The organism is Lachnoclostridium sp. An131, assembly GCF_002160825.1.
GTDB lineage: Bacteria > Bacillota > Clostridia > Lachnospirales > Lachnospiraceae > Laedolimicola.
The window spans coordinates 108,279-133,447 of the sequence record NZ_NFLI01000009.1 but is presented as its reverse complement, the minus strand read 5'-3'; the positions used below and the strand labels follow the sequence as shown (position 1 = coordinate 133,447).

At 51.9% G+C, this 25,169-nt stretch carries 24 protein-coding genes and 2 riboswitches; of the genes, 2 read left to right on the top strand and 22 right to left on the bottom strand.

Going from position 1 to position 25,169, the window contains the following annotated elements; all coding sequences use genetic code 11:
• Nucleotides 1-500: 500 nt before the first annotated feature.
• Nucleotides 501-1,292: a helix-turn-helix domain-containing protein gene (locus B5E77_RS09200; protein ID WP_087165074.1), complete on the top strand. Its 792-nt coding sequence runs from the start codon at nt 501-503 to the stop codon at nt 1,290-1,292.
• Nucleotides 1,293-1,345: 53 nt separating this feature from the next.
• On the opposite strand, the gene B5E77_RS09195 is transcribed toward B5E77_RS09200, so the two are convergent.
• From B5E77_RS09195 to B5E77_RS09120, 16 genes are all read right to left on the bottom strand, one after another.
• Nucleotides 1,346-2,611 (bottom strand): peptidoglycan-binding protein, encoded by a 1,266-nt coding sequence (locus B5E77_RS09195; RefSeq protein WP_087165073.1) that lies wholly within the window; start codon nt 2,609-2,611, stop codon nt 1,346-1,348.
• Between the two features lie 89 nt (nt 2,612-2,700).
• Nucleotides 2,701-4,011, bottom strand: coding sequence for a phosphomethylpyrimidine synthase ThiC (thiC, locus tag B5E77_RS09190; RefSeq protein ID WP_087165072.1), 1,311 nt, complete (start codon nt 4,009-4,011; stop codon nt 2,701-2,703).
• A gap of 64 nt (nt 4,012-4,075) precedes the next feature.
• Nucleotides 4,076-4,939: a bifunctional hydroxymethylpyrimidine kinase/phosphomethylpyrimidine kinase gene (gene thiD, locus B5E77_RS09185; RefSeq protein WP_087165071.1), complete on the bottom strand. Its 864-nt coding sequence runs from the start codon at nt 4,937-4,939 to the stop codon at nt 4,076-4,078.
• A 2-nt stretch (nt 4,940-4,941) separates the two neighbouring features.
• Complete coding sequence (thiE, locus tag B5E77_RS09180; protein ID WP_087165070.1) at nt 4,942-5,577, bottom strand: thiamine phosphate synthase; 636 nt, start codon at nt 5,575-5,577, stop codon at nt 4,942-4,944.
• Nucleotides 5,574-6,362, bottom strand: coding sequence for a hydroxyethylthiazole kinase (gene thiM, locus B5E77_RS09175; protein WP_087165069.1), 789 nt, complete (start codon nt 6,360-6,362; stop codon nt 5,574-5,576). Before thiM ends, thiE begins: the two co-directional genes overlap by 4 nt.
• 1 nt (nt 6,363) lies before the next feature.
• Nucleotides 6,364-6,894 (bottom strand): energy coupling factor transporter S component ThiW, encoded by a 531-nt coding sequence (thiW, locus tag B5E77_RS09170; RefSeq protein WP_087165068.1) that lies wholly within the window; start codon nt 6,892-6,894, stop codon nt 6,364-6,366.
• Nucleotides 6,895-7,037: 143 nt separating this feature from the next.
• A riboswitch (TPP riboswitch) is annotated at nt 7,038-7,145 on the bottom strand.
• 48 nt (nt 7,146-7,193) lie between these two features.
• Nucleotides 7,194-7,568, bottom strand: coding sequence for a metal-sensing transcriptional repressor (locus B5E77_RS09165; protein WP_087165067.1), 375 nt, complete (start codon nt 7,566-7,568; stop codon nt 7,194-7,196).
• A 42-nt stretch (nt 7,569-7,610) separates the two neighbouring features.
• Nucleotides 7,611-7,925 (bottom strand): RNA polymerase sigma factor, encoded by a 315-nt coding sequence (locus B5E77_RS09160; RefSeq protein ID WP_087165066.1) that lies wholly within the window; start codon nt 7,923-7,925, stop codon nt 7,611-7,613.
• A gap of 119 nt (nt 7,926-8,044) precedes the next feature.
• A complete protein-coding gene (locus tag B5E77_RS09155; protein ID WP_087165065.1) occupies nt 8,045-9,532 on the bottom strand; it encodes an ATP-binding protein in 1,488 nt (495 codons plus the stop codon).
• On the bottom strand, nt 9,501-10,799 hold the full coding sequence (locus tag B5E77_RS09150) for a VWA-like domain-containing protein (protein ID WP_087165064.1): 1,299 nt from the start codon (nt 10,797-10,799) through the stop codon (nt 9,501-9,503). Before B5E77_RS09150 ends, B5E77_RS09155 begins: the two co-directional genes overlap by 32 nt.
• Nucleotides 10,800-10,963: 164 nt before the next feature.
• On the bottom strand, nt 10,964-12,355 hold the full coding sequence (gene asnS / locus B5E77_RS09145; protein ID WP_087165063.1) for an asparagine--tRNA ligase: 1,392 nt from the start codon (nt 12,353-12,355) through the stop codon (nt 10,964-10,966).
• Nucleotides 12,356-12,610: 255 nt separating this feature from the next.
• The gene (locus B5E77_RS09140) at nt 12,611-12,958 is read right to left on the bottom strand and encodes a hypothetical protein (protein WP_087165062.1); all 348 of its coding nucleotides are present in this window, start codon (nt 12,956-12,958) and stop codon (nt 12,611-12,613) included.
• 102 nt (nt 12,959-13,060) lie between these two features.
• Entirely contained in the window at nt 13,061-13,456 is a 396-nt protein-coding gene (locus B5E77_RS09135; protein WP_087165061.1) for a hypothetical protein, read from the bottom strand.
• A gap of 216 nt (nt 13,457-13,672) precedes the next feature.
• Nucleotides 13,673-15,592 carry an ABC transporter ATP-binding protein gene (locus tag B5E77_RS09130; protein WP_087165060.1) on the bottom strand — a complete coding sequence of 640 codons (1,920 nt, stop codon included), beginning with the start codon at nt 15,590-15,592 and terminating at the stop codon, nt 13,673-13,675.
• Nucleotides 15,582-17,414 (bottom strand): ABC transporter ATP-binding protein, encoded by a 1,833-nt coding sequence (locus tag B5E77_RS09125; RefSeq protein WP_087165059.1) that lies wholly within the window; start codon nt 17,412-17,414, stop codon nt 15,582-15,584. Before B5E77_RS09125 ends, B5E77_RS09130 begins: the two co-directional genes overlap by 11 nt.
• A 68-nt stretch (nt 17,415-17,482) precedes the next feature.
• Nucleotides 17,483-17,908 carry a MarR family winged helix-turn-helix transcriptional regulator gene (locus tag B5E77_RS09120; protein WP_087165058.1) on the bottom strand — a complete coding sequence of 142 codons (426 nt, stop codon included), beginning with the start codon at nt 17,906-17,908 and terminating at the stop codon, nt 17,483-17,485.
• 182 nt (nt 17,909-18,090) lie between these two features.
• On the opposite strand from B5E77_RS09120, the gene B5E77_RS09115 reads away from it, so the two are divergent.
• Entirely contained in the window at nt 18,091-18,423 is a 333-nt protein-coding gene (locus B5E77_RS09115) for a DUF1622 domain-containing protein (RefSeq protein ID WP_087165057.1), read from the top strand.
• Nucleotides 18,424-18,474: 51 nt separating this feature from the next.
• Here the strand turns inward: B5E77_RS09115 and B5E77_RS09110 are convergent, their stop codons facing one another.
• The 6 genes from B5E77_RS09110 to dapA all read right to left on the bottom strand — a co-directional run bounded on the left by B5E77_RS09110 (nt 18,475) and on the right by dapA (nt 24,646).
• On the bottom strand, nt 18,475-19,131 hold the full coding sequence (locus B5E77_RS09110) for a TIGR01906 family membrane protein (protein ID WP_087165056.1): 657 nt from the start codon (nt 19,129-19,131) through the stop codon (nt 18,475-18,477).
• 86 nt (nt 19,132-19,217) lie between these two features.
• Nucleotides 19,218-19,766: a DUF4340 domain-containing protein gene (locus B5E77_RS09105; protein WP_087165055.1), complete on the bottom strand. Its 549-nt coding sequence runs from the start codon at nt 19,764-19,766 to the stop codon at nt 19,218-19,220.
• The gene (locus B5E77_RS09100; protein WP_087165054.1) at nt 19,766-21,865 is read right to left on the bottom strand and encodes a Gldg family protein; all 2,100 of its coding nucleotides are present in this window, start codon (nt 21,863-21,865) and stop codon (nt 19,766-19,768) included. Before B5E77_RS09100 ends, B5E77_RS09105 begins: the two co-directional genes overlap by 1 nt.
• Nucleotides 21,866-22,768, bottom strand: a complete 903-nt coding sequence (locus tag B5E77_RS09095) for an ABC transporter ATP-binding protein (RefSeq protein ID WP_087165053.1) — start codon at nt 22,766-22,768, stop codon at nt 21,866-21,868.
• A 231-nt stretch (nt 22,769-22,999) separates the two neighbouring features.
• The gene (gene dapB, locus B5E77_RS09090; protein ID WP_087165052.1) at nt 23,000-23,755 is read right to left on the bottom strand and encodes a 4-hydroxy-tetrahydrodipicolinate reductase; all 756 of its coding nucleotides are present in this window, start codon (nt 23,753-23,755) and stop codon (nt 23,000-23,002) included.
• Nucleotides 23,756-24,646, bottom strand: a complete 891-nt coding sequence (dapA, locus tag B5E77_RS09085) for a 4-hydroxy-tetrahydrodipicolinate synthase (RefSeq protein ID WP_087165051.1) — start codon at nt 24,644-24,646, stop codon at nt 23,756-23,758.
• Between the two features lie 345 nt (nt 24,647-24,991).
• Nucleotides 24,992-25,166, bottom strand: a riboswitch (Lysine riboswitch).
• Nucleotides 25,167-25,169: the final 3 nt, after the last annotated feature.

Genomic DNA, 25,169 nt, shown 5'->3' with positions numbered 1-25,169 from the left:
GTGCATAACCGCACTCAGGGCAAAATAAGCAAGCAAAGCAGAAAAAGCTTTGTTTTCTTCTCTCATCCAGACTATACTGTCGGTACCGGAATCCTGCCGCAGCTTTTCTTTTTCCTGTTTATACTGCGTCCTCACCGGTTCAGCCGCCCGAAGGCGGGTCGCGGACTTTACCGCCGGTCGGGAATTCCGGTTCTGCGTTCCATGCGGTTCTCTGCAGATCTCAGCCTTTTAGCCGTCTGAAAACAAAACTGCATGTATGCGGACCGGTCACCCTGCCCTGAAGAATTAACCATATTCTATTTCTACAGGAATTATAAACCCGGAAGAACAGGGGGCGCAAGTATTTTTTCTCATAAATTTTTATAAATTTTTATAAAATGAAACGCAAACGGTCTGCGCAAGGGATCTTTGCGTGACTTTCTCCGCCTCCTGGTTTACACTGTAAGCAAAGAAAAAATTCTTTTATTGAAAGAAAGCTGCTGATAAAGGGGGGATTTATCATGGCCAATGTAGGAAAGAATATCCGCCGGCTGCGAAACGAAAAGCGCATGACGCAGGATGAACTGGCAGAAAAGCTCTTTGTGAGCCGCCAGACCATATCGAATTATGAGACCGGAAAATCCAATCCGGATATTGATATGCTGTTAAAAATTGCAGAAATTTTCCAGGCAGATGTGACGGTTCTTATTTTCGGCACTTCCGATATGTCTGAACGAAAAAAAGATATCCGGTGTCTCATCCCCGCCGTCATTGCTCTGGCTGTGCTGGTTCTCCTCTACCGTTACCTTGACTCCTGGAAGCAGGTGCTGGTCAAAGAGTATTATGACGTGGGACTCGGATTTTTCATGTACCTTATCCTGATTCCTACGCTCTGTCTTCTGACCGGCTGGGTTTTTATGCAGCTTATGAAACTCTTTATGAGAGCCAGAAGACTTTCCGGAAAAGGAAGCGCCGCTTTGTTTTATGTATTTCTGGTTCTGATGCTTTTGTATTTTCTCAGCGTCATTCCGCTTTGCGTGGAAACAGGTATCATTTCTCTTGGTAATATTTTTCCCTGTGCCAAGAGCCTGAGCCAGTATCCCGCCGGCGGCGAGACTTATTTTTCTTTTCCGTCCGCCCTGCATCTGTGGAGCTCTGACGTCAGTTACCGGGTGTTTGACTGTCCTCTGCCTTTATTCTGCTGCATCTGGCTTCTGGGCGGAGCCGTGCTGTGGAACGGGCCGGGCAGACGTCTTTCGTTTCCTTTCCCGCCGCATCCCCGTCGAAAGGATGAAAATTCCCAAGGTACCTGAGCATTAAACGGAAAGGCCGGAGCTTTACAGGCTCTCCGGTCTTTCCGCTTCTCTCACGGATTCAGTTCGGCAATTCTGGACACAGCCACATAGATCTCTGACACCTTATACCAGGTAGGATAATCTACAATCCCGGTCTGGGGCAGGCCAAAAATGGACTGGAAGGTGCGCACGGAATTGGCCGTGGCAGACCCGTAGATACCGTCCTCTGAAATCGTCGGCATAGCCGGATAAGCCTTCGCGATCCGGTTCAGCTGCTCCTGAAGCTGCAGGACCTTCTGGCCCCTGGAGCCCTCCGTCAGGTTGGAGCCCGGCCAGGAGTATGGCACGCCGGAAATCTCTTCCGCCGTATTGATATACATAGATTCCCCATAATAATTTCGCAGAATCTGAATTGCGCTGTAGCCCTGTTCCCCGAGGGCCTGGCTTCCCCACTGGCTCATCCAGTTCGGGCAGGTCACCCTGCGTCCGTCGCAATACTGTGTGAGGATCGGCTGTTTTACATTCGGCCTGGAAAGATAATTACCAAACATTTCATCCACTATCCGGGAGATGTTTTGGAAAATATTTCGATTGTGGATCCATTTATGGTCGAAGGCTGTAGACGAGGTTATCGTAAAATCATAGCCTTTATTTCTATACCATTCGGTATACACACGATTCAGCGTAAACGACATAATCGCCAGAACATTGGCCCGGATGGCGGCGTCTGTCCAGGTGGCATAAATCTCACTGCTGGCCACATTCTTGATATAATCCCGGTAACGCACCCAGTAATTGGTCGCCGTGCTGTCGGTAGGCACCCCGTCATGAACGATCACGAACTCCGGCACTACCACCCGGCTCAATACGATTTCTCCTGTTTCGCTGGTCGGCTTAATCTCTGCCTCTGCTATCTTCGGCGGATAATCTCCAAACAGCGTGTGGGCCGGAATCACAAAGCGTTCATACTCTTCCCCCTGTTCCGGTATCATCTGTATCTCCTGAAGCGCTGTCACCTCAGGAAGGATCTCTGCTCCCACCACTTCTACCGGCTCAAATCCGGGAGCTGTGATGGAAAGCGTATATTCGGAATAGGGCTGCTCTTCATTGGGCGAGGTGCTGTACTCCAGCGGCGGCGCCGCAAGCTCCAGCTCCTCTGTATTCCCTGAGCTGTCGGTCGTCACCTCCTCCAGCTGCCGATCCGGCTCTCCCGTATAGGAGATCGCGATCCTTGCTCCGGGGATCGGAGTGCCGCCCGACGCCGCTGTGACATGGACCTTCAGGCGCCCCTCATCCGGCTGATCTGTCTGCATGGCTTTTATGGAAAATCTGCGCATACGTTTCCCTTTGACATTCTGGTTTTCCCTACAGTATATGCAGCCCGAAAGGAATTAGAAGAATTTCCGCCTGCAGAGCCATCATTCCTTTATAAAATGTCTATATGCTCTCCTGCCAGAGCCTTGTTCATGCTGCGCACAGCACAGAACTTTCCGCACATGCTGCAGGTATCGCTGTGGTCATCCTCAGGCAGCCTGTCATCACGGATAGCGCGGGCTCTCTCCGGATCGATGGCGCAGGCAAACTGCGCCTCCCAGTCCAGCGCCCGGCGGGCGTCTGCCATCTTATCATCAATGTCGCGGGCTCCGGGAATTCCTTTTGCGATATCGGCTGCATGCGCCGCAATCTTCGAAGCGACGATTCCCTGGCGCACATCCTCCAGATTCGGAAGCGCCAGATGCTCGGCAGGCGTCACATAGCAGAGAAAGGCTGCCCCGCTCATAGCTGCCACTGCTCCGCCGATGGCAGCTGTGATATGATCGTAGCCCGGGGCGATATCCGTGACCAGCGGTCCCAGCACATAGAAGGGTGCGCCCATGCAGATGCTCTTCTGCACTTCCATGTTGGCCGCCACCTGGTTCAGCGGCACATGGCCCGGACCCTCCACCATAACCTGCACATTGTGATCCCAGGCTCTTTTTGTCAGCTCGCCGAGGCGCACCAGCTCCTCGATCTGGCACACATCCGTAGCGTCGGCAAGGCAGCCGGGACGGCAGGCATCGCCCAGGGAAATCGTCACGTCATACTCCTCGCAGATATCCAGGATCTCATCAAAGTATTCATAAAACGGGTTTTCCTCTCCGGTCATGCTCATCCAGGCAAATACCAGGCTTCCTCCGCGGCTTACAATGTTCATTTTCCGCTTATGCTTCCGAATCTGCTCTATCGTCTTGCGGGTAATGCCGCAGTGGAGCGTCACAAAATCCACGCCGTCCTGGGCATGCATCCGCACAACCTCCACAAAATCCTTTGCGCTCAGCGTGTCGAGATCCCGCTGATAATGGATCACACTGTCATACACCGGAACGGTGCCGATCATAACCGGGCACTCCTGCACCAGCTTCTGTCTGAATGGGCGGGTATCTCCGTGGCTGGACAAGTCCATGATGGCTTCTGCGCCCATATTTACGGCGCTCATGACCTTCTCCATTTCCACATTGTAATCCTTCACATCCCGGGAAACGCCCAGGTTTACGTTGATCTTCGTGCGGAGCATGCTGCCTACGCCTTCCGGATTCAGACAGGTATGGTTCTTATTTGCGCAGATGACTGCCTTGCCTTCCGCCACCAGCTTCCGCAGCTCTTCCTCCTGCATATGCTCCTTTTCTGCTACGATTTTCAGTTCCTTTGTAATGATGCCCTTTCTCGCGGCGTCCATCTGTGTGGTGCATTCTCTCATTTTCCTCTCCTTTTTCTGCGAGCTCTGTCGCTGTTCTGTCTGTCGTCTGCCCTGCATTTCTATTTCAATACCGCTTCCTCTGCACTGTTTCCTCTGCGGAAATAGCGGCTGCCGTGGTATTTTCCGGCATTCCGGCATATGACTGGTTTTCATACAGATACATATGGTTCAAAGGACCGCTTCCTCTGCCCAGATTCAGTCCTGCCCTCAGAGCGCCTGTCAGATATTCCTTCGCCTGACGGACAGCTTCCTCAAGCGAAAGGCCCAGAGCCAGCTTTCCTGCAATAGCGCTGGAAAGCGTACAGCCTGTCCCGTGCGTATTCTGGCTGTTGATTTTTTCCTGCTTGAGCCACAGGCCCCCGTTCTTTGTGTACAGTAAATCATCTGCCGAATCCGACAGGTGTCCTCCCTTTAAAAGCACCCCGCAGCCCCATCTCTGATGCAGCTTCTCCGCGGCCTGTTCCATATCGTTTCTGCCGTGAATCTCAAGCTCTGCCAATACTTCTGCTTCCGGAATATTCGGCGTGATCAGCTCTGCTATCGGAAAGAGCTCTTCCTTCAGGGCAGACACGGCCTCCTGCTGCATAAGCCGGGAACCGCTTGTAGATACCATAACAGGGTCAAGCACAATATGTGCGGCATGATAATGCTTCAGCCTCTCTGCTGCCGCCCGGATAAGCTCTGTCCCCGGCAGCATTCCGATTTTGACCGCGTCGGGGACAATGTCCTGAAAAATACAGTCCAGCTGCTTTGCCAGAAATTCCGGCGCTACTTCCTCAATCCCATATACTCCTGTGGTATTCTGGGCCGTCAGCGCGGTAATCGCGCTCATGGCATAAATACCCTGCACAGTCAGCGTCTTGATATCCGCCTGGATTCCAGCTCCACCACTGGAATCGCTGCCTGCAATTGTCAATACCTTTTTCATTGTCATTCTCCCTCCCACAGTCTAAGGAGCTCCCTGGCTGCCGCCTGCTTGTCTTCCGCCGCAAAAAGTGCGCTCACTACGGCTGCTCCACACACGCCTGTATTCCGAAGAAGCCGGATGTTCTCCCGGCTGACGCCTCCGATTGCCACCGCTGGTATCTGTACCGCCCCGCAGATTCTCTGAAGCTCTTCCAGGGAAAGCCCGGTGGTGTCCGTCTTTGTCGTGCTGCCGAATACAGCTCCGCATCCGAGATAATCCGCTCCCGCTTCCTGGGCCGCAAGAGCCTCTTTCTCATTGTGGGCGCTGCTCCCGATGATATACTCCTCTCCCAAAAGCTCTCTGGCCTGAAGGATCCCCATATCAGAGAGCCCCACATGAACCCCGTCTGCCTGAGCCTTTCGCGCGATATCCGGCCTGTCATTGATAATCAGGGGCACCTGGTAGCGGGCACAGACCTCCTTCAGCTCGCAGGCCTCTTTTAGAAGCTCCGCGTCGCTCAGATGCTTTTCCCGCAGCTGCACGCAGGTCACGCCTGCCTTTAGCAGCTCTTCCACGACAGAACAGAGGCTCTCTCCTTCCTTCAGCCAGCTTCTGTCTGTCACAGCGTAAAGCCTCAGCGTCTCTCTTTCTATCTTCATCCTCTTTCCTCCTGCATTTCCCGGTAAAAGCACTGTTCCGCCGCGTCAAAGAGCGCCGCCTGAAAGCTGCCGATCCCTCCGGCTGCCTTTCCGGCCAGCTCCGCGCTTCTCCGCCAAAGTTTTCCTGCTGTCAGGGCCGCCTCATAGGCTGGAATCCCCGCCCCGCAGAGCAGGGCACACAGAGCAGACAGCATGCAACCCCCGCCTGTAATCCGTGCGATTCGCCCGTCGCCTCCGGCTAAAAGCTCTGTCCTCTCCCCATCAGAGACGGCGTCCTGCCTTCCGCTCACCAAAACGGCACAGCCATAAGCCTTTGAAAGGCTTACGGCCAATCCTTTCTGTTCCTCCTGGCCCAAATCCGCTCCGCTCTCCACTCCCTTTGACCTGCCGTTCCAGATGTGCAGAAGCGCCTTGGCCTCCTCCTGATTGCAGCGGATGAGAGACAGGCGGACTTTTTTTGCCAACTGTTCCAGCTCCCGAAGCCGGAATGGGCTGGCCCCGGCTCCCACAGGATCGAGAATCACAGGAATTCCAAGCTCGTTCGCCCGTTCACCCGCCAGCACACAGGCCCGGATTTTTTCTCTGTCCGGAACTCCGGTGTTCAAAAGAACGGCCTGGCAGAGCGCCGCAATATCCTGCACCTCCTCCGGATCCTGGGCCATAATCGCGCTGCCCCCTGCTGCCAGCAGCATGTTTGCCACCCCCTGCATTGTCACCGGATTTGTCAGGCAGTGCACCCGGGGCCTGACCTGATTTAAAAGCTGAAGCTGTTCCTTTTCAAGCATACTACCTGACCTGGCCTCCCTGCTGCGGGAAGAGCTGTGCAAGGACGCCTCCCTTTTCCAGAATGGTGACCAGAATATATGCCAGAATACTTCCGGCTGCTGTGGAAATCAGGAACGGAATCACGTAGACAAACAGACCCGCAGGCGCGGAGCCCATGATGTATTTTGCTACCGGGTAAGCTGCGATTCCTCCAAGGACTCCTGTGCCGAACGCCTCCGCAAGGCAGGTCAGCTTCAGATTCTTCGTATATCTGCAGACCAGGCCGCACAGAAGCGCTCCCACCATGCTGCCCGGAAACGCCATCAGGCTTCCAAGCCCCAGCAGATTCCGCAGCAGGCTGGCACAGAACGCGATCCCCACGCTCCAGGCAGGCCCCAGCGCTACAGAAGCCAGAATATTCACCATATGCTGTACCGGTGCGCATTTGCTTCCCGCCACAGGAAAGCCCAGTGTGCTTCCCGCTACGGCCAGGGCTGTCAGCACTCCGGCCACAGCCAGCCTTCTTGTCATGTTCTTTTCCTTTGTTTCCATGTCTTTTCTCCTTTCTGACTGATCGGAATTGCCTCAGCGGAGCTTTGTCTGCTTTCTAAAAGAAGCGCACTTCTCTTCCGAAAACAAAAGAGGACGCCCGCAGACATCCTTCTTCATAAAATAAGGAAGTGCGCAGGCACTTCCTCTTCTCTCAAGCATATCCCTACGTTGGCATTATCCAAATCAGGTTGTGGGTCGAGACGCATAAGTCCCCTCTCAGCCGGCTGCTGCCAGCTCCCCATATCCGTTTTATTAAATTAACAAATCTATTATAAGCCTGCCGGCCTGTTTTTGCAAGCCTATTTCATAAAACGATCAATGGCAGACGTCAGCTCTTCGATCGCCTCATGATCGCCGCTCTCCACCGCGTCCACCAGGCAATGCTCGATGTGATCCTTCAGGATCACCTTCGCCGTATTGTTGATCGCCGCTTTCACTGCCGACAGCTGCACCAGGACCTCGCTACAGTCCCGCCCGTCCTCCACCATGCGCTTGATGGATTCCATATGGCCGATAGCTCTGGACAGGCGGTTTAACACCGCCTTTGTATTCTGGTGGGTGTGCGTGTGATTGTGCCCGTGGGAATGCTCATGGCCGGGATGCTCTCCGCTTCCATGGGTATGCTCGTAGACGGTTCCGTCCGGAGCTGTATGGGTATGCCGTTCTTCGCTCATGTATTTCCTATCTCTTTCTTTTTCTGCAAGATTTCCTTTGCTTTAATTTTTCATAGTATACCATACAGCCGGATAAAAGACAATCCGCCCGGTGGGGATGTTTTTTATACAAATATCAACAGTCCGCCTCTTCCAGAAGGAACGCCACAGACTGTTCGACTCATTGGCCGCCACCCGGAGCAGCCATCTGCGGATATGCTCCTCATCCCGAAATTCCGGAGCCTTCAAAAGCAGCTTCAAAAAGGTATTCTGTACGATATCCTCTGCATCCTGCACGCTGCCGCAGAATCCCAGCGCAGCCCTGTACACGGTATCCAGATAGGTCTCCACAATCCTGTCATATTCGCTGCGCTCCAACTGTCCACCTCCCCTTCTGCTGTTTTAAAAGGCCTTTCACTATAAGAACGGGACAGAAGGGGCAGATATCACAGTCCTGCAAAATTTTTTTCAGGAAATTTGATCCAGCGCAAAAAATCTCAGCCCAAAAGCTTTCTCCTGAGCTCTTCCTCCCGGGCGTCTGCTCCCAGAAGCTCTTCCGCCCTTGCCTGAAGATCCGGAAGCTCCTTTTTCAGCACGCCTCCACAGACAGAATGCTCCGTAAGGCCGGTAAGAAATACGATAAGCTCCTGATTTTCCCCAAAGCTCTGGCAAATAAATTCCGCAGCATTCTCCATTCCTCTGACAAGGGCTTTCCTCTGCTCCCCGGCCTTTTCCTGCTCTTCTCTGGTCTTTTCAGAAAAAACATCCGGATCGCCTGTCAAATGCAGCTCCTCTATGCAGGAATGAAGCATTACGCCAAGCTTCCGCTCTCTTTCTTCCTCATCGGAGGAGAGAAGTCCGTTTTCCCTGCGCACTGCCAGCCCCTTTTTCCGGTCTGCCAGGCGTTCCTTTACCAGCGTCTCCCATTTTTGCCGCTCTGCCTCCTTCAACTGCTTCGGAAAATCCATTCCCTCCACAAAATATCTGAGACTGTCCGAAAGCTTCTGCTGTCCATCATATTCTGCTCCCATATGAAGAAGCCTCTGCAGAAGCAGCCAGACAATACAGAGACGCTCATCAAAGGGAAGAGCCGGCAGCTCCCACCCTTCGGAGACTGACACGCCGCTTCCCAGAATCTCTTCCGGGCGCAGCCTCTCCTTCCACCTCTCATAAAGCCGGTAGTAAAAGGCAAATTCCCGGGCCGTATCCTCATCCTGGAGATACTGCCCAAAGAGCGCCTCTTCTACTCCAAGCCCCATTTCCTCCATTGTCAGGAGAATCTCCGAAAGATCCTCCCAGGCCCGTCCTGTCACGAAGCCTGCGTGTCCCGGCTCCATCACATAAAAGCGCTCCGGGCGCAGGTCCAGGAAGGAAAGAACTGCCGGATGCAGGCCGCGCTCTATGGCGTATTCCTTCCACACTCCCAGATCCGGCTCTACATCCATGCGGCGGACCCGGTCAAGCGTCACTGTATCGAATTCGCGGACAGAGCGGTTATAGGCGGGCGGATTTCCGGCGGCTACGATGATCCAGCCCTCAGGCAGCCTGTGGCTCCCGAAGGTTTTGTACTGAAGAAACTGAAGCATGGCAGGCATCAATGTCTCCGACACACAGTTCATCTCATCTAAAAACAGGATTCCCTCGCGGCAGCCGCTTTTCTCCATCTGTTCATAGACGGAGGCAATGATCTCACTCATGGTATAAGAGGTAACTGTATAGCTCTTCCCGTCAAACTCCTTCTGCCCCAGAACCGGAAGTCCGATGGCACTCTGCCTTGTATGGTGGGTCATCGTATAAGCCACCATACCGATGGCACTCTCTCTGGCAATCTGCTCCATAATTGCCGTCTTACCGACGCCAGGCGGCCCCATCAGAAGAATCGGCCTCTGCCTTTTCTGAGGAATCCGGAAGGTCCCGGCCTCCGTCTTCGCCGTATAGGCCCTTACTGCTTTTTTAATTTCCTGCTTTGCTTCCCGTATATCCATATCTGTCTGTTTCCTCCAAAATCAAGCGGTGTACCCAGGAGGGCATATCGATGGCATCGTAGCGCCCCTGCAGCATCACAAACCATACCTGGTAATCCGGCTCCTGTTCCGGATACCTCCCGCAACCGTCTGTAAAATAGAGAACTCCCCGCAGGGAGGCCAGCTCCCCTGCCTTCCGAAGCTCTTCAATCCTCTGAAACGCCGGACGGAAATCCGTGCCGCCTCCTCCCTGAACTGTAAGCTCCTCCAGGTATTTCTCAAATTCCTCTCTGCTGTGTATGCAGTCGTCTCTCTGAACCCGATTATCACACTGGATAATATGAAGGCAGAACTGCCTGAAAAACAGTCTTTCCTGCTCAAGAATTCCTCTTGTCTCCTCCAGAAAGATCTGCACCAGCTCCTTTTCACAGGAGCCGGACGTATCAATGACAATCACCAGATCTGCGATTTTTCGTTCCTCCCTGTACTCCAGCGGCTCAATGAGAGGAAGGCTTCCATAGAGCTGAAGGCCGTAAAGATACCAGGAATACTGGAATTCCTCCTGGTTGACTCTTGTCTCCTCCCTCCAGGCCGAAAGGCTTTTTAAAAGCTCACGGTAATCTCCACGCTCTCCTGCTGCCGGCATCAGCCTTCGCCGCCTGCTTCTGTGCGACGTACCGGCCTTCCGCCTGCCCTTCGGAGCTCCGCTCCCCAAAAGCCTTTCTCCCTGCCCCTGCCACCATGCGGCCCGGTGCTCATCGACCTGCCCCCAGCCGCTGTGGTCGTCGACACAGAGCAGCGCTTCCGCCTCCTCCGCATGACCTTCCTCCAGTAAGTGTTCTGCCCTTCTCAGATGAGGAAGAGGACTTCCCCAAAGCTCTTCTGCCAGCCTCCAGGCCTTCCTGTCACAGCTTCGCTCCCACTCTCTCCGGTTCTCTGCGCGCCAGGCCCCAAATGGATGTCCCAGCAGGCAGTGGCCCAGCATATGAAGAAGCTCCAGGCAGAGGCCTTCGCTCCCGCCGGGAGCTCCATTTTCCCTTTCTCCGCACAGGAAATCCGCCCGAAGCCGGTCCGCATCCAGGCAAAAGAGCCTTCCGTCTGTGAGATAGCAGCCTTCCACAGGCTGTCCCTTCTGCCCGCCCTTCTTCCAGCTCCCAACCTGGAATTCCAGGGCTCCCAAAACAGGGGCAAGCCCGTGCATCCGCTGATAAAGCTTTAATTTGGCAAGCTCCAGGATTTCATATTCTGCTGCATATTTTTCTGTCTTTTCTTTCCGCATCGTTTTCATCACATGGGTTCATATCAACGCGTCCCAGACCAGAACGTCCTTGCCGGCCGGGGATTCTCTCAGTCATTCTATGTCAGCTGGCTGGAGCTTCTGCACGCCGCCAGCTGAGAATAAAAAAGACGCACAAAAATCTTCCCGATCCTTGTACGCCCTTTTCTTCTGATTTACAGGTCGCAGTTGTTCACCGTCCGCGGGAACGGAATCACATCACGGATATTTGACATTCCCGTCAGATACATCACGCACCGCTCAAAGCCAAGGCCGAAGCCGGAATGCCGGGCTGAACCGTATTTCCGCAGATCCAGATAGAAGCCGTAATCCTCTTCCTTCAATCCCAGCTCCTTCATGCGGGCAGACAGCTTTTCCAGGTTATCCTCTCTCTGGCTTCCGCCGATGATCTCTCCGATTCCCGGAACAAGGCAGTCCATAGCCGCCACAGTCTTTCCGTCGTCATTCTGCTTCATATAAAAGGCTTTGATCTTCTTGGGATAATCTGTCACAAACACAGGGCGCTTAAATACCTGCTCCGTCAGATAGCGCTCATGCTCCGTCTGCAGATCGCATCCCCAGCTTACCTTATAATCAAAATTATCGTTATTCTTTTCCAGAATTTCAATAGCCTCCGTATAGGTCACATGACCAAACTCGGAATTCAGTACGCCCTGAAGTCTCTCCAAAAGCCCCTTGTCTACGAACTGATTGAAGAAATTCATCTCCTCCGGAGCCTTTTCCAGCACATAGCCGATCACATACTTCAGCATAGCCTCGGCTACTTCCATATTGTCTTCCAGATCCGCAAAAGCCATCTCCGGCTCGATCATCCAGAACTCAGCCGCATGACGGGTCGTATTGGAATTTTCTGCGCGGAACGTAGGCCCAAAGGTGTAGATGTTCCGGAAGGCCATCGCATAGGTCTCCCCGTTCAGCTGGCCGCTTACAGTCAGATTCGTCTCTTTTCCAAAGAAATCTTTGCTGTAATCAATCTCTCCCTCCTCAGTCAGTGGCGGGTTCTTCAGATCCAGCGTCGTCACCTGAAACATCTCCCCGGCTCCCTCACAGTCGCTTCCTGTGATCAGCGGCGTATGCACATAGACAAAGCCTCTTTCCTGGAAAAACTGATGAATCGCATAGGCGATCAGAGAACGCACCCGGAACACCGCCTGGAACGTATTCGTTCTCGGACGCAGATGTGAGATCGTCCTCAGATATTCAAAGGAATGGCGCTTCTTCTGCAGCGGATAATCCGGAGCGGAATCACCCTCAACAGTGACCTCAGCCGCCTGAATCTCGAAGGGCTGCTTCGCTTCCGGCGTCGCCACAAGCGTTCCCTTTACAATCACAGCCGCTCCTACATTCAGCTTGGAAATCTCTTTAAAATTCTCCATCGTATCATGATATACAATCTGGAGCGTCTGGAAACAGCTTCCATCGCTCATGACCAGAAAGCCGAAAGCCTTGGAGCCCCGGTTGCTGCGCACCCAGCCGGCCACAGTCAGCTCCTGATCCAGATATTTTGCCGTATCCTGGTACAGCTCTTTTACAGTAATACACTTCATAATCCCTATCCCTGTCCTTTTATCTATCTTTTTGTCACTGTCCAGTCATCCGGAAGCTGCCGGCTGACTGAAGCGTCCTTAAAAAATTTTGTATGTATCAGTATAACGCATTTTTCCATTCCCTGCAACTACCTTCCTCGGGCAAAGTTGTACAGAGAGCCTGTGCGCAGACGCGCCGGAACACAGGCAGAACCGGCATAAGGTCATAAGGCCCCTGCCGGTTCTGTCTGAGATATCTCTCTTTTTCTATATACGCTACCGCGTATTTTCTGTTCCATCCGTGGTATTTGTGGTCCCGTTGTCATTTCCGGTCACATCGTCCACCGCGTTTTCGGCTCCATCTACTACATCGTCTACGCCATCCATAATGCCATCGCCCACATCTTCCACTGCGTTTCCGGCATCGTCTGTTACATCGTTTACCATGTTGTCATCCGTGCCGTTGGTTGTGTTGCCAGTGCCGTCTGTAGTATCCTCCGTGGTGTTTCCCTGATTCGTCGTATTATTATCCGTCGTATTGCCATTGGAATCGCCGCAGGCGGCTGTGGACAGCACAAGCATAGACAGCAGAATGCCTGCCGCAAGCTTTCTGAACTTTCTCATAACAGAACTCTCCTTTCTTGCTTTATCCACATTATGAGCAGCTCAGAGCTTTTTTATTCACAAAAATCTAAATTTCAGGCACCGGACGCCAGCTTCTCTGCCTCAGCTTTTTTTCCGGAACTCCGTACGGCATTTCGGACAGGTCACAATGATATTGCCCTTTCCTCTCGGCACACGGATTTTCTGTCTGCAGGAGGGGCAGCGGTAAATATGATACACCTTTCTCTGCTCCATTTCCGACTTCCATCTGGAAGGACCGGATCTCAGACGGTTCCTCCAGGCCAGAAATCTCTGGTTCTCCGCATAACGGCTGCTGCAATTTCTTGAAAACATCCGGTAGTAGCAGTAGATCAGAATCGCCAGCACGATATAAGACAAAATGGCGCTTCTCACAAGCAGGTTCACCACAATCAAAATCAGGCCGGCAGCCGTCAGAAAGCGGCTGAGCTCGTCAGCTCCGTATCTCCCCTGCATAAACCGTTGAAATTTATCTCTCATTTTTCCTCCTGCTGTTTTTTACAATCATAACCTTGTTATTTGATTTTTCTGTTATCCTTGTGTCCGGCTTTTTACGTACATCTGTGGGATTCCGGCGGACTTCAGTCCGTCCGGAAGCACACTGATGTACGTGAGATGTCCGTAAGGTGAATTGTCGCTGTGCGGCAAGAGGTGGCGGCCTGGGCCGAACACAGGATACAGAAAATCATAACGATGTTATGATAACTCAAAGGCTCCCGTGTAAAGCTGATAATATTTCCCCTTCTGGGCGATCAAATCCTCATGGGTGCCCCGCTCGATAATCCGTCCCTGCTCCAGAACCATAATCACATCTGAATTCTGGACCGTAGAAAGCCGGTGCGCAATCACAAATACCGTCCTGCCCTGCATCAGGCTGTCCATACCACGCTGCACGATCGCCTCGGTACGCGTATCGATGCTGGACGTAGCCTCGTCGAGAATCAGTACCGGCGGATCTGCGATAGCCGCCCGGGCAATCGTCAGCAGCTGTCTCTGTCCCTGGGACAGATTTGCTCCGTCTCCGGAAAGCATCGTATTATAGCCGTCCGGCAGATGCTTGATAAAGCTGTCGGCTCCGGAGAGCATGGCTGCGCCCTTTACCTCCGTATCGGTCGCGTCCAGCTTTCCATACCGGATATTATCCGCCACCGTTCCTGTAAACAGATGGCTGTCCTGAAGCACCATTCCCAGCGAACGGCGCAGATCCGGCTTTTTAATCTTATTGATGTTGATGCCGTCGTAGCGGATTTTTCCATCCTGAATATCATAAAAACGGTTGATCAGGTTCGTGATCGTCGTCTTTCCGGCTCCCGTCGCTCCTACGAAGGCAACCTTCTGGCCAGGCTTTGCATACAGGCGGATATCATGCAGCACAATCTTATCTTCCGTATAGCCAAAGTCTACGCCGTCCATTACCACGTCGCCCTTCAGCTCTGTATAGGTCAGGGTTCCGTCATGGTGCGGATGCTTCCACGCCCAGGTTCCTGTTCTTTCCGGAACCTCTACCAGCTCGCCGTTTTCCCAGCGTGCATTGACCAGGGTTACATAGCCGTTATCCTGTTCAGAAGGCTCATCCAGCAAATCAAAGATACGCTCAGCGCCTGCAAGTGCCATAATAATCGAGTTAAACTGCTGGGCGATCTGCGTCACGGGCTGGTTAAAGCTCCTTGTCAGCTGAAGGAAGGACGCCAGTCCGCCGAGGGTCAGTCCGCCCACACCTTCGATCGCCAGAAGCGCTCCTACGATAGTCGTCAGAACATAATTGATATTTCCGATATTCGCCATAATCGGCATCAGAATGTTGGCAAATACGTTTGCGTTACTGGTGCTCTCAAACAGCTGATCATTAAGCTTCTTGAACTTTTCTTTTGCCTCTTCCTCATGGCAGAATACCTTTACTACCTTCTGGCCGTCCATCATTTCCTCGATATAGGCATTTACAATACCGATATCCTTCTGCTGGGCCACGAAATAACGCCCCGACTGTCCGCCGATTTTTCCGGTTACCTTAACCATAACCAGAACCATCAGCACTACAAGAATGGTCAGGATCGGGCTCAGCATCAGCATAGATACAAAGACGCTGACAATCGTGATTGAGGATGACAGCAGCTGCGGAATACTCTGGCTGATCATCTGGCGCAGCGTATCCGTGTCGTTTGTATAGATACTCATCAGATCTCCATGGGGATGGGTATCGAAAAACGGAATCGAAAGCGTCTCCATATGCTCAAACACCTGGTCCCTGATTTTCTTCAGGCTTCCCTGTGCCACTACCACCATCAGGCGGTTGTACAGATACGTAGAGCCCACTCCCACCAGGTAGATCAGCGCCATCGTCGCCAGCGCCTTGAAAAGAGGCGCGAAATTCGGAGAGGCTGTTCCTATCATCGGGGTGATATAATCGTCAATCAGGGTCTCTAGAAACAGGCTTCCGCGCACATTAGCCAGCACGCTTAAGATAATGCCCAGCACTACAAACACGCAGTGTACCGGATAGCCCTTGACCACCATTCCAATGATTCTTTTCAGGGTACGTCCCGGATTTTTGGCCTTGGGACCGTCCTTCATGCCTCTGGGGCCCCGCATTGTGCGCCCTGTCTGATTACTGCTCATCTGCGTCTCCCCCTTTCCTTGATTTGTCCGTTTCTCCAGGACCTTCAGGTACACCGCCCAGGCGGCCTTCTCTTTGCCGTTCCGGCAAATTCACCTCGCCCTCTGGGTGTTTCTGCTGGGATTCATATACTTCGCGGTAAATCGCATTGGACTTAAGCAGCTCCTCATGAGTTCCGATTCCATCGATCTGGCCATCATTCAGCACGATGATCTTGTCAGATTCCTGTACAGAGGATACGCGCTGCGCAATAATAACCTTCGTCGTGTTCGGAATCTCTTCCCGGAAGGCCTTTCGAATCATAGCATCCGTGTGGGTATCCACCGCGCTGGTCGAGTCGTCCAGAATCAGAATCTTTGGTTTCTTCAGAAGCGCCCGCGCAATACACAGCCTCTGCTTCTGGCCGCCGGACACATTGCTTCCGCCCTGCTCAATCCAGGTATCATATTTATTCGGGAACCGCTCAATAAATTCATCGGCACAGGCCAGCTTACAGACACGCTCCAGCTCCTCGTCAGACGCCTCCTTATTGCCCCAGCGCAGATTTTCCTTGATCGTTCCGGAAAACAGCACATTCTTCTGAAGCACCATGGAAACCTCATTCCGCAGGGTCTCAATATCATAATCCCTGACATCAATGCCGCCTACCTTTACGCTTCCGGAGGTCACATCGTACAGTCTCGGAATCAGCTGAACCAGCGTAGACTTGGCGCTTCCGGTTCCGCCGATGATTCCTACCGTCTCACCAGACCTGATGTCCAGATTGATATGAGAAAGATGAAGATTATCCGGATCGCCGTGATAGCTGAAGCATACATCTTCGAAGGAAATGGCTCCGTTCTCCACGCTCATCACCGGATCCTTCCTGTCTGCCAGATTGCTGGTCTCATTCAGCACCTCACAGATACGTTCTCCCGAGGACTTCGCCATGGAAAGCATAACCGCTATCATCGCTATCATCATCAGGCTGATCAGAATATTCATCGTATAAGTAAAAAGGCTCATAAGCTGTCCTGTGGTCATATCTCCCACTACAATAATCTGCGCTCCCAGCCAGGAAATCGCAATGATGCAGGCATACACTGTAAACTGCATGGTCGGCATCATGCTGACCATCAGCTTCTCAGCCTTGATCGCACAGCGGTACAGCGCCTCAGAAGCCTTTTTAAATTTTCTGGTCTCGTACTCCTCACGCACATAGGCCTTCACCACGCGGATCCCTGTCAGGTTCTCCTGCACGCTGGCGTTCAGCGCGTCATACTGGTCGAACATAGCGCGGAAATAAGGGCCCACACGGCTCATCAGAGCAGCCACCACAATTCCAAGAAATACAAGGGCTACCAGGAAAACAGCTGACAGCTCTGAATTAATCAGAAATGCCATTGTCATTGCTGTGATCAGCGTGATCGGCGCTCTTGTAAACATACGCATCATCATCTGAAACGCCATCTGCACGTTTGTCACATCCGTGGTCAGACGCGTCACCAGACCTGCCGTGGAAAAATGGTCAATGTTGGAAAACGAAAACTCCTGAATATGATTGTACATGCCCGCACGGACATTCTTCGCAAAGCCCGCAGACGCAATCGCCGCCTGGCGGGCAGCCATAGCTCCGCAGAACAGGGATGCGAAGGACACCAGAAGCATGATAATTCCCACCTTCACCACATAATTGATATTTCCCGCTCCAAGGCCGTTGTCGATAATCTGCGTCATCAGAAGCGGAATAATCATTTCCAGAATGACCTCGAATATGATAAAGATCGGCGCTGCGACTGCCGTCTTTTTATATTCGCCTACATAGGCCTTCAATGTCTTCAGCATAAATTTCCTCCTCGTTTTTCTCCTCTTACTTTTTCAGGATCCAAGCTCTCTTTCTTCCAAATCCATGCTCAGGCCTCTGACAGCCTGTTCAATATACGTTCCAGCAGCCCCGAAAGCATCTCCAGCTCTTCCGCAGACAGGCCGCTGTAGATCCGGTTTTCCAGGCTTCGTGCCTCTTCCCACATAGCATCCAGCATCTGCTCGCCCTTTTCCGTCAATTCAACAACCCGGTATCGTCTGTCGGCGGGATTGGTCCTGCGGACGATGAAATTTTTCTCCTCCAGACGGTTCAAGAGTCCTGTAACGGTAGGATTTTTCAGCTGGAACCAGCGTTCAATCTCACGCTGATGTATCTCCTGCGCGCCGCTGCATTTCAAATAAATCAATACGTCCAGCTGCGCTGCCGTCAGATTGTATTTCTGAAGGTTTCTGTCTGCAACTTCACGAAACTTGTTGTTGATCATTCTGAGCTGTTTGCCGATTAACCGCTGCATGCCTCCTCCCCCTCCTTTCCCTTTCTGTCAGATTGCAAATACATAGCATCCTATATGCTAATACGGTTATCTTTGAATGTCAATAAAAGAAATCTAAAAAAAATATAAACATCCTTTGACGCGGCGCATCCTGCCGGTTATACTGTTTTTATAGCTTATGAAAACCAAAGGGGGAAATACAGATGAATGCCCTGGATTTACTCGAACTGCTTCATGTCTTTCTGGAAAATATCGTAGACGCGGCTATCCTGCTTTTTGAATTTATCGGCGTGGGAATCATTATCTTTTCCGGCATCCGCGGCTTTGTGCTTTATATCAGACGTTCACCCGACACAAAGCTCACTCTGGCCAAAGGACTTGCCATGGGACTGGAATTTAAGCTGGGAAGCGAGATTCTCCGGACTGTAGTAGTCCGTGACTGGAAGGAAATCGGCATCGTAGCCGGGATCATCGCCCTGCGGGCAGCGCTTACGTTTCTGATTCACTGGGAGATCAAAGAGGAAGAGAAGCATTAGCTTCTCTTCCCGGTTCAAACGCATGTTTCATGCCTGACGTTTTTCCTGTCCCTATGCCTCCTTCAGGCGCTTTTCCCGCATCCTCCGTTTCGCTCTCCGGTACACCAGCGCACATGCCACGCTTCCCAGTACCACACATCCAAGAATCATCAATGCGCAGTGCATAAAGAACGTATCCGGAAGAATGTTAATGACCGGATCCGTCGCCGGATCGAAAATCCAGTAATCGTTATCAAACGCAATATGGTGAAAGGTCACAAAAGCCCACTCCCAGTTCACTGCCACAAAAAGTCCAATCACCGCTGGAAGCGCAATGGACAGGATGGAAGCCAGCTTCAGATACAGATATTCCCTTCGCCGGCTCATGAGCCAGATGCCGGCGGCGCTTATGAGCGCCCCTCCGATGGCCATATATTTGAACAGGTTAAAAATGTCCTTTACCTCCTCAAAATGAATACGCCCTGATTCCGACATGGCAAGACTCGGAAATTCCAGCGGTTCGTCTCCAAAAGACAGATTGTAATCAATCAGTACATCATAGTTCTCCCGGATCCTTTCCTCTGAATAGCCCGTTCGTTCCGGAATATCCAGCGCATGGATATCGAAATAATACAAAGGCCGGAATGCCAGTGTAAATACGACAGACACTGAAATAACCGTCAGCGTCAAAAGCAAAGCCATAAGCCCATGAAGTACTTTCTTTTTCATATCATTTCCTCGATTCTGCCTGTAATGCTGAGTTTCTGCGAAGCCGCCATACCCAGTATAATCGAAATCCGGCAGAATTTCCAGCCCTATTCTTCCTCTGCCTCCAGATCAGACAGCTCACAGTCAAAGGCTGTCGCAAGATAGCTGTCGCCCGTATAGACATGAGCGCTCTCCGAAGTCCTGTAGTACAGATTTCCATCCGAAGCTTCGTTTCCAAGATAAACAGAGATTTCCTGACCGTCCTGGAGCGTAATTGAGATCGTGATGGCTGGATCCGCCAGGCCATATGCGTCCAGATCCTCTTCCTCCATCTCGCCCAGATCCCGGACAGCGGTGAGGGAATTGAGCCGGTTAAAAAGAGCGCTTACAGAATCCTGGTTCAGGCTGAATTCCGTATTGTCCGTACAGGTCCAGGCTTCTCCGTCATAGGAAAAGCTCAGCGTGCCGTAAGAATTGTCTATCTTTGCTTCAGCAATATCCTCCCGCTCTATCGTCAGCACTGTGATTTCTTCTATTTCTTCTGCTGTTTCTTCCCCATTAAAATCCGCCCGGAGCACCAGAATGTAAATCACTGCCAGTACAGCCAGAATCAGCACTGCTGCAGCCATACGGATTCGTTTCTTCTTTTTTGTCATCACCGTTTCCTCCTCTGGTACCAGATTACGCCTCCCAGGCACAGCAGGAACAGGGGAATGACTATAACTGTAAGGATTCCCCAGAAAATTGCCGAGCCTGCTGTTACAGTCAGATAAGAGACTGCCATGCTTTTTGCTTCAATCGATACGGTGCTTTCATGATCTACAAGCTGGCTCAGCACATTCATAAACAGCGTGCTGTTTCCGCCAGATACCATGGCGTCTACCTGCTCATCCAGAAGCGTCTCCGAAGCAAACACAACCAGCTTTGCCTCTGTCCCTTCCTCTTCATTGACCGTCTTTGTCGAGGCTGCCCCCAAATCAAAAGGACCGGCGATGTCTCCATCCTCCATCTCCAGATTTTCCGACTCCAGGTTTACCTTTGAATAGGCCTCTGAGGAAGTCGTCAAAAGGCTTTCGTAGGTAAGCCCGTCTTCAGACTCTTCGTCTTCCTCCCCTCCTGCTTCCGTAAGCCCTTCTGCAAATGCCAAGAGCACATAACGGGAGGCTGCATCTGAGGTATAATCTGAATAATTAATATTTGGAAGAAGATAATAAGGATAGCCCGCCAGATGATGATCGCTGCTGCCCTCCAGCACGATGCCTTCCACTGTGGCAATTCCATACTCCTCCAGAATCGAGTCCAGATTCGGCGTCTCCTGATCTGTATAGCCCCGCAGATAAACGACCTGTCCGCCCTGATTCATATAGTCCAGAATTTTATTTTTTTCCTCTTCCGAGACGTCAGACAGCGGGCCGTATATCAGCAGCACGGCGGCGTCATCCGGCACCGTCTCATTGGTAAGCAGATTCAGGGACTCTATCTCTATATTCTCCTTTTCGATCGAGGATGTAACCGAGGAGCTCAAAGAAGCCTCGTCATGTCCTTCCAGCGTATAAAGCACCGGAATCTCCTCCGCAGTCACATAATCGATAGCGCTGGTAATCTGTCCTTCCCCGTCAAAAGAATCAAGACTGCTGCTATACGTAGAATAGTCCATAGAGTATTGATAAATATCATAATAATCGATGGCTCTGGAGCGCTCCTGTCCTACAACCAGAATACTGTTTTCCGACAAGCTTTCATCTGTGTACTGGGAGACAAAATTCGGATACAGCACCGGATCGCGGGTCTCTACCGTGATATGCTCAGAAAGCCCCTCATACCGTTCCAGAAGCTCCAGAAGCGTGGCGTCCTCACTACCCTGCTGGGCAATCAGATAAAGCGTAATATCCTCATCCAGGTTCTCCAGCACTTCTGCCGTCTGTTCTCCTGTGGTAAAAATCTGCTGCTCGCTGACGTCATACTTCAGATACTGGGACGGAAGGCTGGCCACTATCAGATTGAGCAGAACAGCCGCTGCGCAGGCAAAAACTGACATGCTGGCCCGGTAGGTTCCGTGCTTTTTATATAAAAGCTGAGCTGTGAGAAAAAGGCACAGTACAATCACAGTGACATAATAGATAACACCTGTCATGTCAAAAATGCCCTGCACGAAATTTACAAAAGGCTCATAAATACAGATGGCTGACAGAATGGATAAAAAAATACCCTCTGCTCCAAGCAGATCCGCGATTCCGGTTGACATATTCAGGAAAAACAGCGCTCCGAAGGTCAGCACTGCCGCAATCACCTGGCTTTCCGTCAAAGCAGACACCAGCATTCCAACTGCCAGGCAGGCGGACCCAAACAGCGTATATCCCGCAACCGCCGAATAAGCCATAGGAAGAGAAACGCTTCCAAACTGCAGCAGAATCAGGGGATACAGACACAAGATGAGCATCGGAATCAGAAATACCGTCAGCATGGCAAGATATTTTCCCGCAACGATCTTCCAGATAGAAACCGGCGCCGTCAGGAGAAGCTGATCTGTCTTCTGCCTCTTTTCCTCAGCCAGGCTCCGCATGGTAAGCACCGGCACTATAATCAGTAAAACAAAATACACAGAGGACAGCACTACGCCGAAAACCGGGTATCCGCCGATCAGGCAGTTCGCCGCATAATACAGGCTTGCCACAGCCAGGAGAACCGCCATGAAAATATAGCCTGTCATAGACGTCAGATATGTCCGCAGCTCCTTTTTGTATATTGCCCGCATCTATTTTTCCTCCTTTTTATCTGCTTCCGGTTCTTCCACTTCTGGCTCTTCCCCTTCTGCTTTTTCTCCATCAGACTCTCCATAGCCTTCCGAAGTCAGTTCCAGGAACACTTCCTCCAGAGAAGCCGTCGTCGTCTGTATCTCCAGGCCCTTGATTGCTTTTTCCAGAAGCCGTTTTGCCTTTTCACATGCCTCGGCGCTTCCCCGGATCCGGAGCTCCATGACATCTGAGCTCTTCATATACTGCCCGAGCTTCTCCGGCGTGTCACTGGCCACCAGCTTTCCATGGGAAATAATCATAACATGATCGCAGATGCTGGTGATTTCCGAAAGAATATGGGAGCTCAAAATCACCGTATGCTTTTTTCCAAGAGAACGAATCAGTTCACGGATCTCTATAATCTGCTTGGGATCGAGGCCTACCATAGGCTCATCCAGAATCAGCACCTTGGGATCGCCGAGCAGCGCCTGCGCCAGCCCCACTCTCTGCCGGTAGCCCTTTGAAAGATTACGGATCAGGCGATCCTGCATATCCCAAATCTGCGTCTGTTCCATCACCTTCCTGACAGCCTCATCCTGCTGTTCCTTCGGAAGCCTCTTCAGCTCCGCCGCAAACTCCAGATATTCCAGAGGCGTCATGTTCAGATACAGCGGCGGCATCTCAGGCAGATAGCCGATACAGCGCCTGGCTTCCATGGGTTCCTCCGAAATATCATGCCCATCAATCAGAATCTTCCCTTCTGACGCCGCCAGATATCCTGTCAGCATATTCATCGTAGTGGTTTTCCCGGCTCCGTTAGGTCCGAGAAAGCCATAGATCTGCCCCTCCTTCACACGGAAATTCAAATGATCTACAGCCACATTTTTACCGTAACGCTTTGTCAGGCCCTTGACCTCTATCACATTCTTTTCCTCCTTCTGTCAGTCTGCTGTACTTTCAAAATGGTTTCTGTGCGCAAAATAAAAGGAATATTCCAGACAGACCACGTAATCTATCTAAGAATATTCCTCTTTTGTGTTCATTTTGAAATCATCCTGTGATTTTTTTGTGAAAGTTTTGTGTCTGGCCTTCCATCCTTCCGGTCCCGGCATGCGTCTGTTCGCCCCGGTGCCTCTGGTACGGGATCCGTCCCTCTATCCGATCACATCACTCATATCGTAACGGCCTGCAGGCTTTCCCGCCAGAAATTTTGCCGCCTGAATCGCGCCCTTTCCAAACACGGCCCTTGAATAGGCTCTGTGTTCAAAGGTAATGACTTCGTCAGTTCCCGCAAAGATCACATCATGATCACCCACAATTGTGCCGCCGCGGACTGCAGAGATCCCAAGCTCACGGCTGCCCCGCTTCTGGCGGACCTGGCTTCTATCATACACATAGGTATAAACGCCGTCTGAAGCCTCATTGATGGCATCGGCCAGCGCAAGAGCTGTTCCGCTGGGCGCGTCCAGCTTCTGATTGTGGTGCTTTTCCACAATCTCAATGTCAAAGCCTGCCGCTGCCAGCGTCGGAGCCGCTTCCTTCAAAAGCTTCAGCAGAAGATTGATGCCGACGGACATATTGGCAGATTTCAGCACCGCCGTCTCCTTTGCCGCTTCCTCCACTCTCTCAAGCTGTTCCGGGGAAAGCCCGGTCGTGCAGAGCACGACCGGAGTCTTTGTACTCACGCACCAGTCAAGAAGCGCGTCTGCCGCTCCTGCATTTGAAAAATCGATCACCACATCTGCCTTCACATCACAGTCGCTTATCCTCGAAAAAACCGGGAACGGATTCTCAATGCCTGTGTACGCGTCGACTCCCGCCACAATTCTCGCCTCGGAATCCTCCTTCAGAAGTCCCGCTATCATCTGTCCCATACGGCCGTTGCAGCCGTGAAGTAAAATATCCGTCATTTATTTAACCTCGATTCCAAAATCAATCATTGCCTTCTTCAGTCTTTCCTTATGCTCCGGCTCCATCTCCGTAAGCGGCATCCGCAAAGGACCGGCCTCCCAGCCCATCATATTCATAGCCGCCTTGACCGGAATCGGATTCACCTCGCAGAACAGCGCGTCAATCAGCGGCAGCGCCTTCAGCTGGATCTCGCGGCTGCCCGCCACGTCACCCTCCAGGAACCTCATAACCATATCATGGGTCTGCTGCGGAGCCACATTGGACAGCACGGAAATCACGCCGAGTCCGCCCAGTGACAGGATCGGAACCACCTGATCGTCATTTCCGGAATAAAGCTCAATCTGATCTCCGGCCAGCTCCATCAGCTTCGCTATCTGGGAGATATTTCCGCTGGCCTCCTTGATTCCCACGATATTCTTTACATTCTTCGCCAGATAGGCCGCTGTCTCCGGCTGAATATTGCAGCCCGTCCGGGAAGGAACATTGTACATGATAATCGGCAGGCTTACCGCCTCCGCAATGGCGGTATAATGGGCGATCAGTCCCTTCTGCGTCGCCTTATTATAATAAGGAGTCACCACCAGCAGAGCGTCCGCTCCATACCTTTCTGCTTCTGTAGAAAGATAAATGGCTGTCTCCGTGCAGTTCGAGCCTGTGCCTGCAATGACCGGCACTCTTCCTGCCACATGCTCCACTGTAAAGCGGATAGCCTCCAGATGCTCCTCATGGGTCAGCGTGGATGACTCTCCCGTCGTTCCGCAGATCACGATCGCATCTGTATGATTCGCTATCTGATCATCCAGAATCTGTGCCAGCTTCGGATAGTTGATTTCTCTGTTTTCCTGCATCGGCGTAATAATCGCTACTGCTGCTCCTTTAAAAATAGACATGTCTCTTCCTCCTTCATCCCGTCCCGGGTAATGATTTTCTTTGCCTCCCCCCAGGAGGCCTTCTCTTGAAATGGGCCCGGCGCAAAAGCTTTCGCATGGCTTATTGCCTCCCCCCAGGGGCCCTCTCTTCCCCTTTTTCAGTAATGAGCCCTGCCCAGCCGGATTTTAAAAAATCCGGCTCGCGGGCTTCGCCCTATGAAAGATTTTGTTCTGTCCATCCTTTGTGAGCAAGCTCCCACGGATGTCCTGACCAAAATCTTTCGCATGGCTCATTGCCTGCGCGCAAAAAATGAGGCGTACTTTCTGAAGTACGCCCCAAAAGAATCGAATCCTTTATGCATGTATTCTCTGGATAGCGCCCCATCAGAAACTGATGACAGTCATACCATTCTTCACGGCATGCCCAAGAAACCGCCCGCAGGAAACGACCTCTTTCGGCGTCGCCCCCTTTCCCTTTCCTTCTTCTATGCCTGCCATATCCGAAAAGGTACTCCTGGAAAACGCAACCTCTATCTCGCCTCTT

Coding starts and splice junctions, on each gene's coding strand:
- B5E77_RS09200 (WP_087165074.1), top strand. CDS start 501: ATGGCCAATGTAGGAAAGAATATCCGCCGGCTGCGAAACGAAAAGCGC.
- B5E77_RS09195 (WP_087165073.1), bottom strand. CDS start 2,611: ATGCGCAGATTTTCCATAAAAGCCATGCAGACAGATCAGCCGGATGAG.
- thiC (WP_087165072.1), bottom strand. CDS start 4,011: ATGAGAGAATGCACCACACAGATGGACGCCGCGAGAAAGGGCATCATT.
- thiD (WP_087165071.1), bottom strand. CDS start 4,939: ATGAAAAAGGTATTGACAATTGCAGGCAGCGATTCCAGTGGTGGAGCT.
- thiE (WP_087165070.1), bottom strand. CDS start 5,577: ATGAAGATAGAAAGAGAGACGCTGAGGCTTTACGCTGTGACAGACAGA.
- thiM (WP_087165069.1), bottom strand. CDS start 6,362: ATGCTTGAAAAGGAACAGCTTCAGCTTTTAAATCAGGTCAGGCCCCGG.
- thiW (WP_087165068.1), bottom strand. CDS start 6,894: ATGGAAACAAAGGAAAAGAACATGACAAGAAGGCTGGCTGTGGCCGGA.
- B5E77_RS09165 (WP_087165067.1), bottom strand. CDS start 7,568: ATGAGCGAAGAACGGCATACCCATACAGCTCCGGACGGAACCGTCTAC.
- B5E77_RS09155 (WP_087165065.1), bottom strand. CDS start 9,532: ATGGATATACGGGAAGCAAAGCAGGAAATTAAAAAAGCAGTAAGGGCC.
- B5E77_RS09150 (WP_087165064.1), bottom strand. CDS start 10,799: ATGAAAACGATGCGGAAAGAAAAGACAGAAAAATATGCAGCAGAATAT.
- asnS (WP_087165063.1), bottom strand. CDS start 12,355: ATGAAGTGTATTACTGTAAAAGAGCTGTACCAGGATACGGCAAAATAT.
- B5E77_RS09140 (WP_087165062.1), bottom strand. CDS start 12,958: ATGAGAAAGTTCAGAAAGCTTGCGGCAGGCATTCTGCTGTCTATGCTT.
- B5E77_RS09135 (WP_087165061.1), bottom strand. CDS start 13,456: ATGAGAGATAAATTTCAACGGTTTATGCAGGGGAGATACGGAGCTGAC.
- B5E77_RS09130 (WP_087165060.1), bottom strand. CDS start 15,592: ATGAGCAGTAATCAGACAGGGCGCACAATGCGGGGCCCCAGAGGCATG.
- B5E77_RS09125 (WP_087165059.1), bottom strand. CDS start 17,414: ATGCTGAAGACATTGAAGGCCTATGTAGGCGAATATAAAAAGACGGCA.
- B5E77_RS09120 (WP_087165058.1), bottom strand. CDS start 17,908: ATGCAGCGGTTAATCGGCAAACAGCTCAGAATGATCAACAACAAGTTT.
- B5E77_RS09115 (WP_087165057.1), top strand. CDS start 18,091: ATGAATGCCCTGGATTTACTCGAACTGCTTCATGTCTTTCTGGAAAAT.
- B5E77_RS09110 (WP_087165056.1), bottom strand. CDS start 19,131: ATGAAAAAGAAAGTACTTCATGGGCTTATGGCTTTGCTTTTGACGCTG.
- B5E77_RS09105 (WP_087165055.1), bottom strand. CDS start 19,766: ATGACAAAAAAGAAGAAACGAATCCGTATGGCTGCAGCAGTGCTGATT.
- B5E77_RS09100 (WP_087165054.1), bottom strand. CDS start 21,865: ATGCGGGCAATATACAAAAAGGAGCTGCGGACATATCTGACGTCTATG.
- dapB (WP_087165052.1), bottom strand. CDS start 23,755: ATGACGGATATTTTACTTCACGGCTGCAACGGCCGTATGGGACAGATG.
- dapA (WP_087165051.1), bottom strand. CDS start 24,646: ATGTCTATTTTTAAAGGAGCAGCAGTAGCGATTATTACGCCGATGCAG.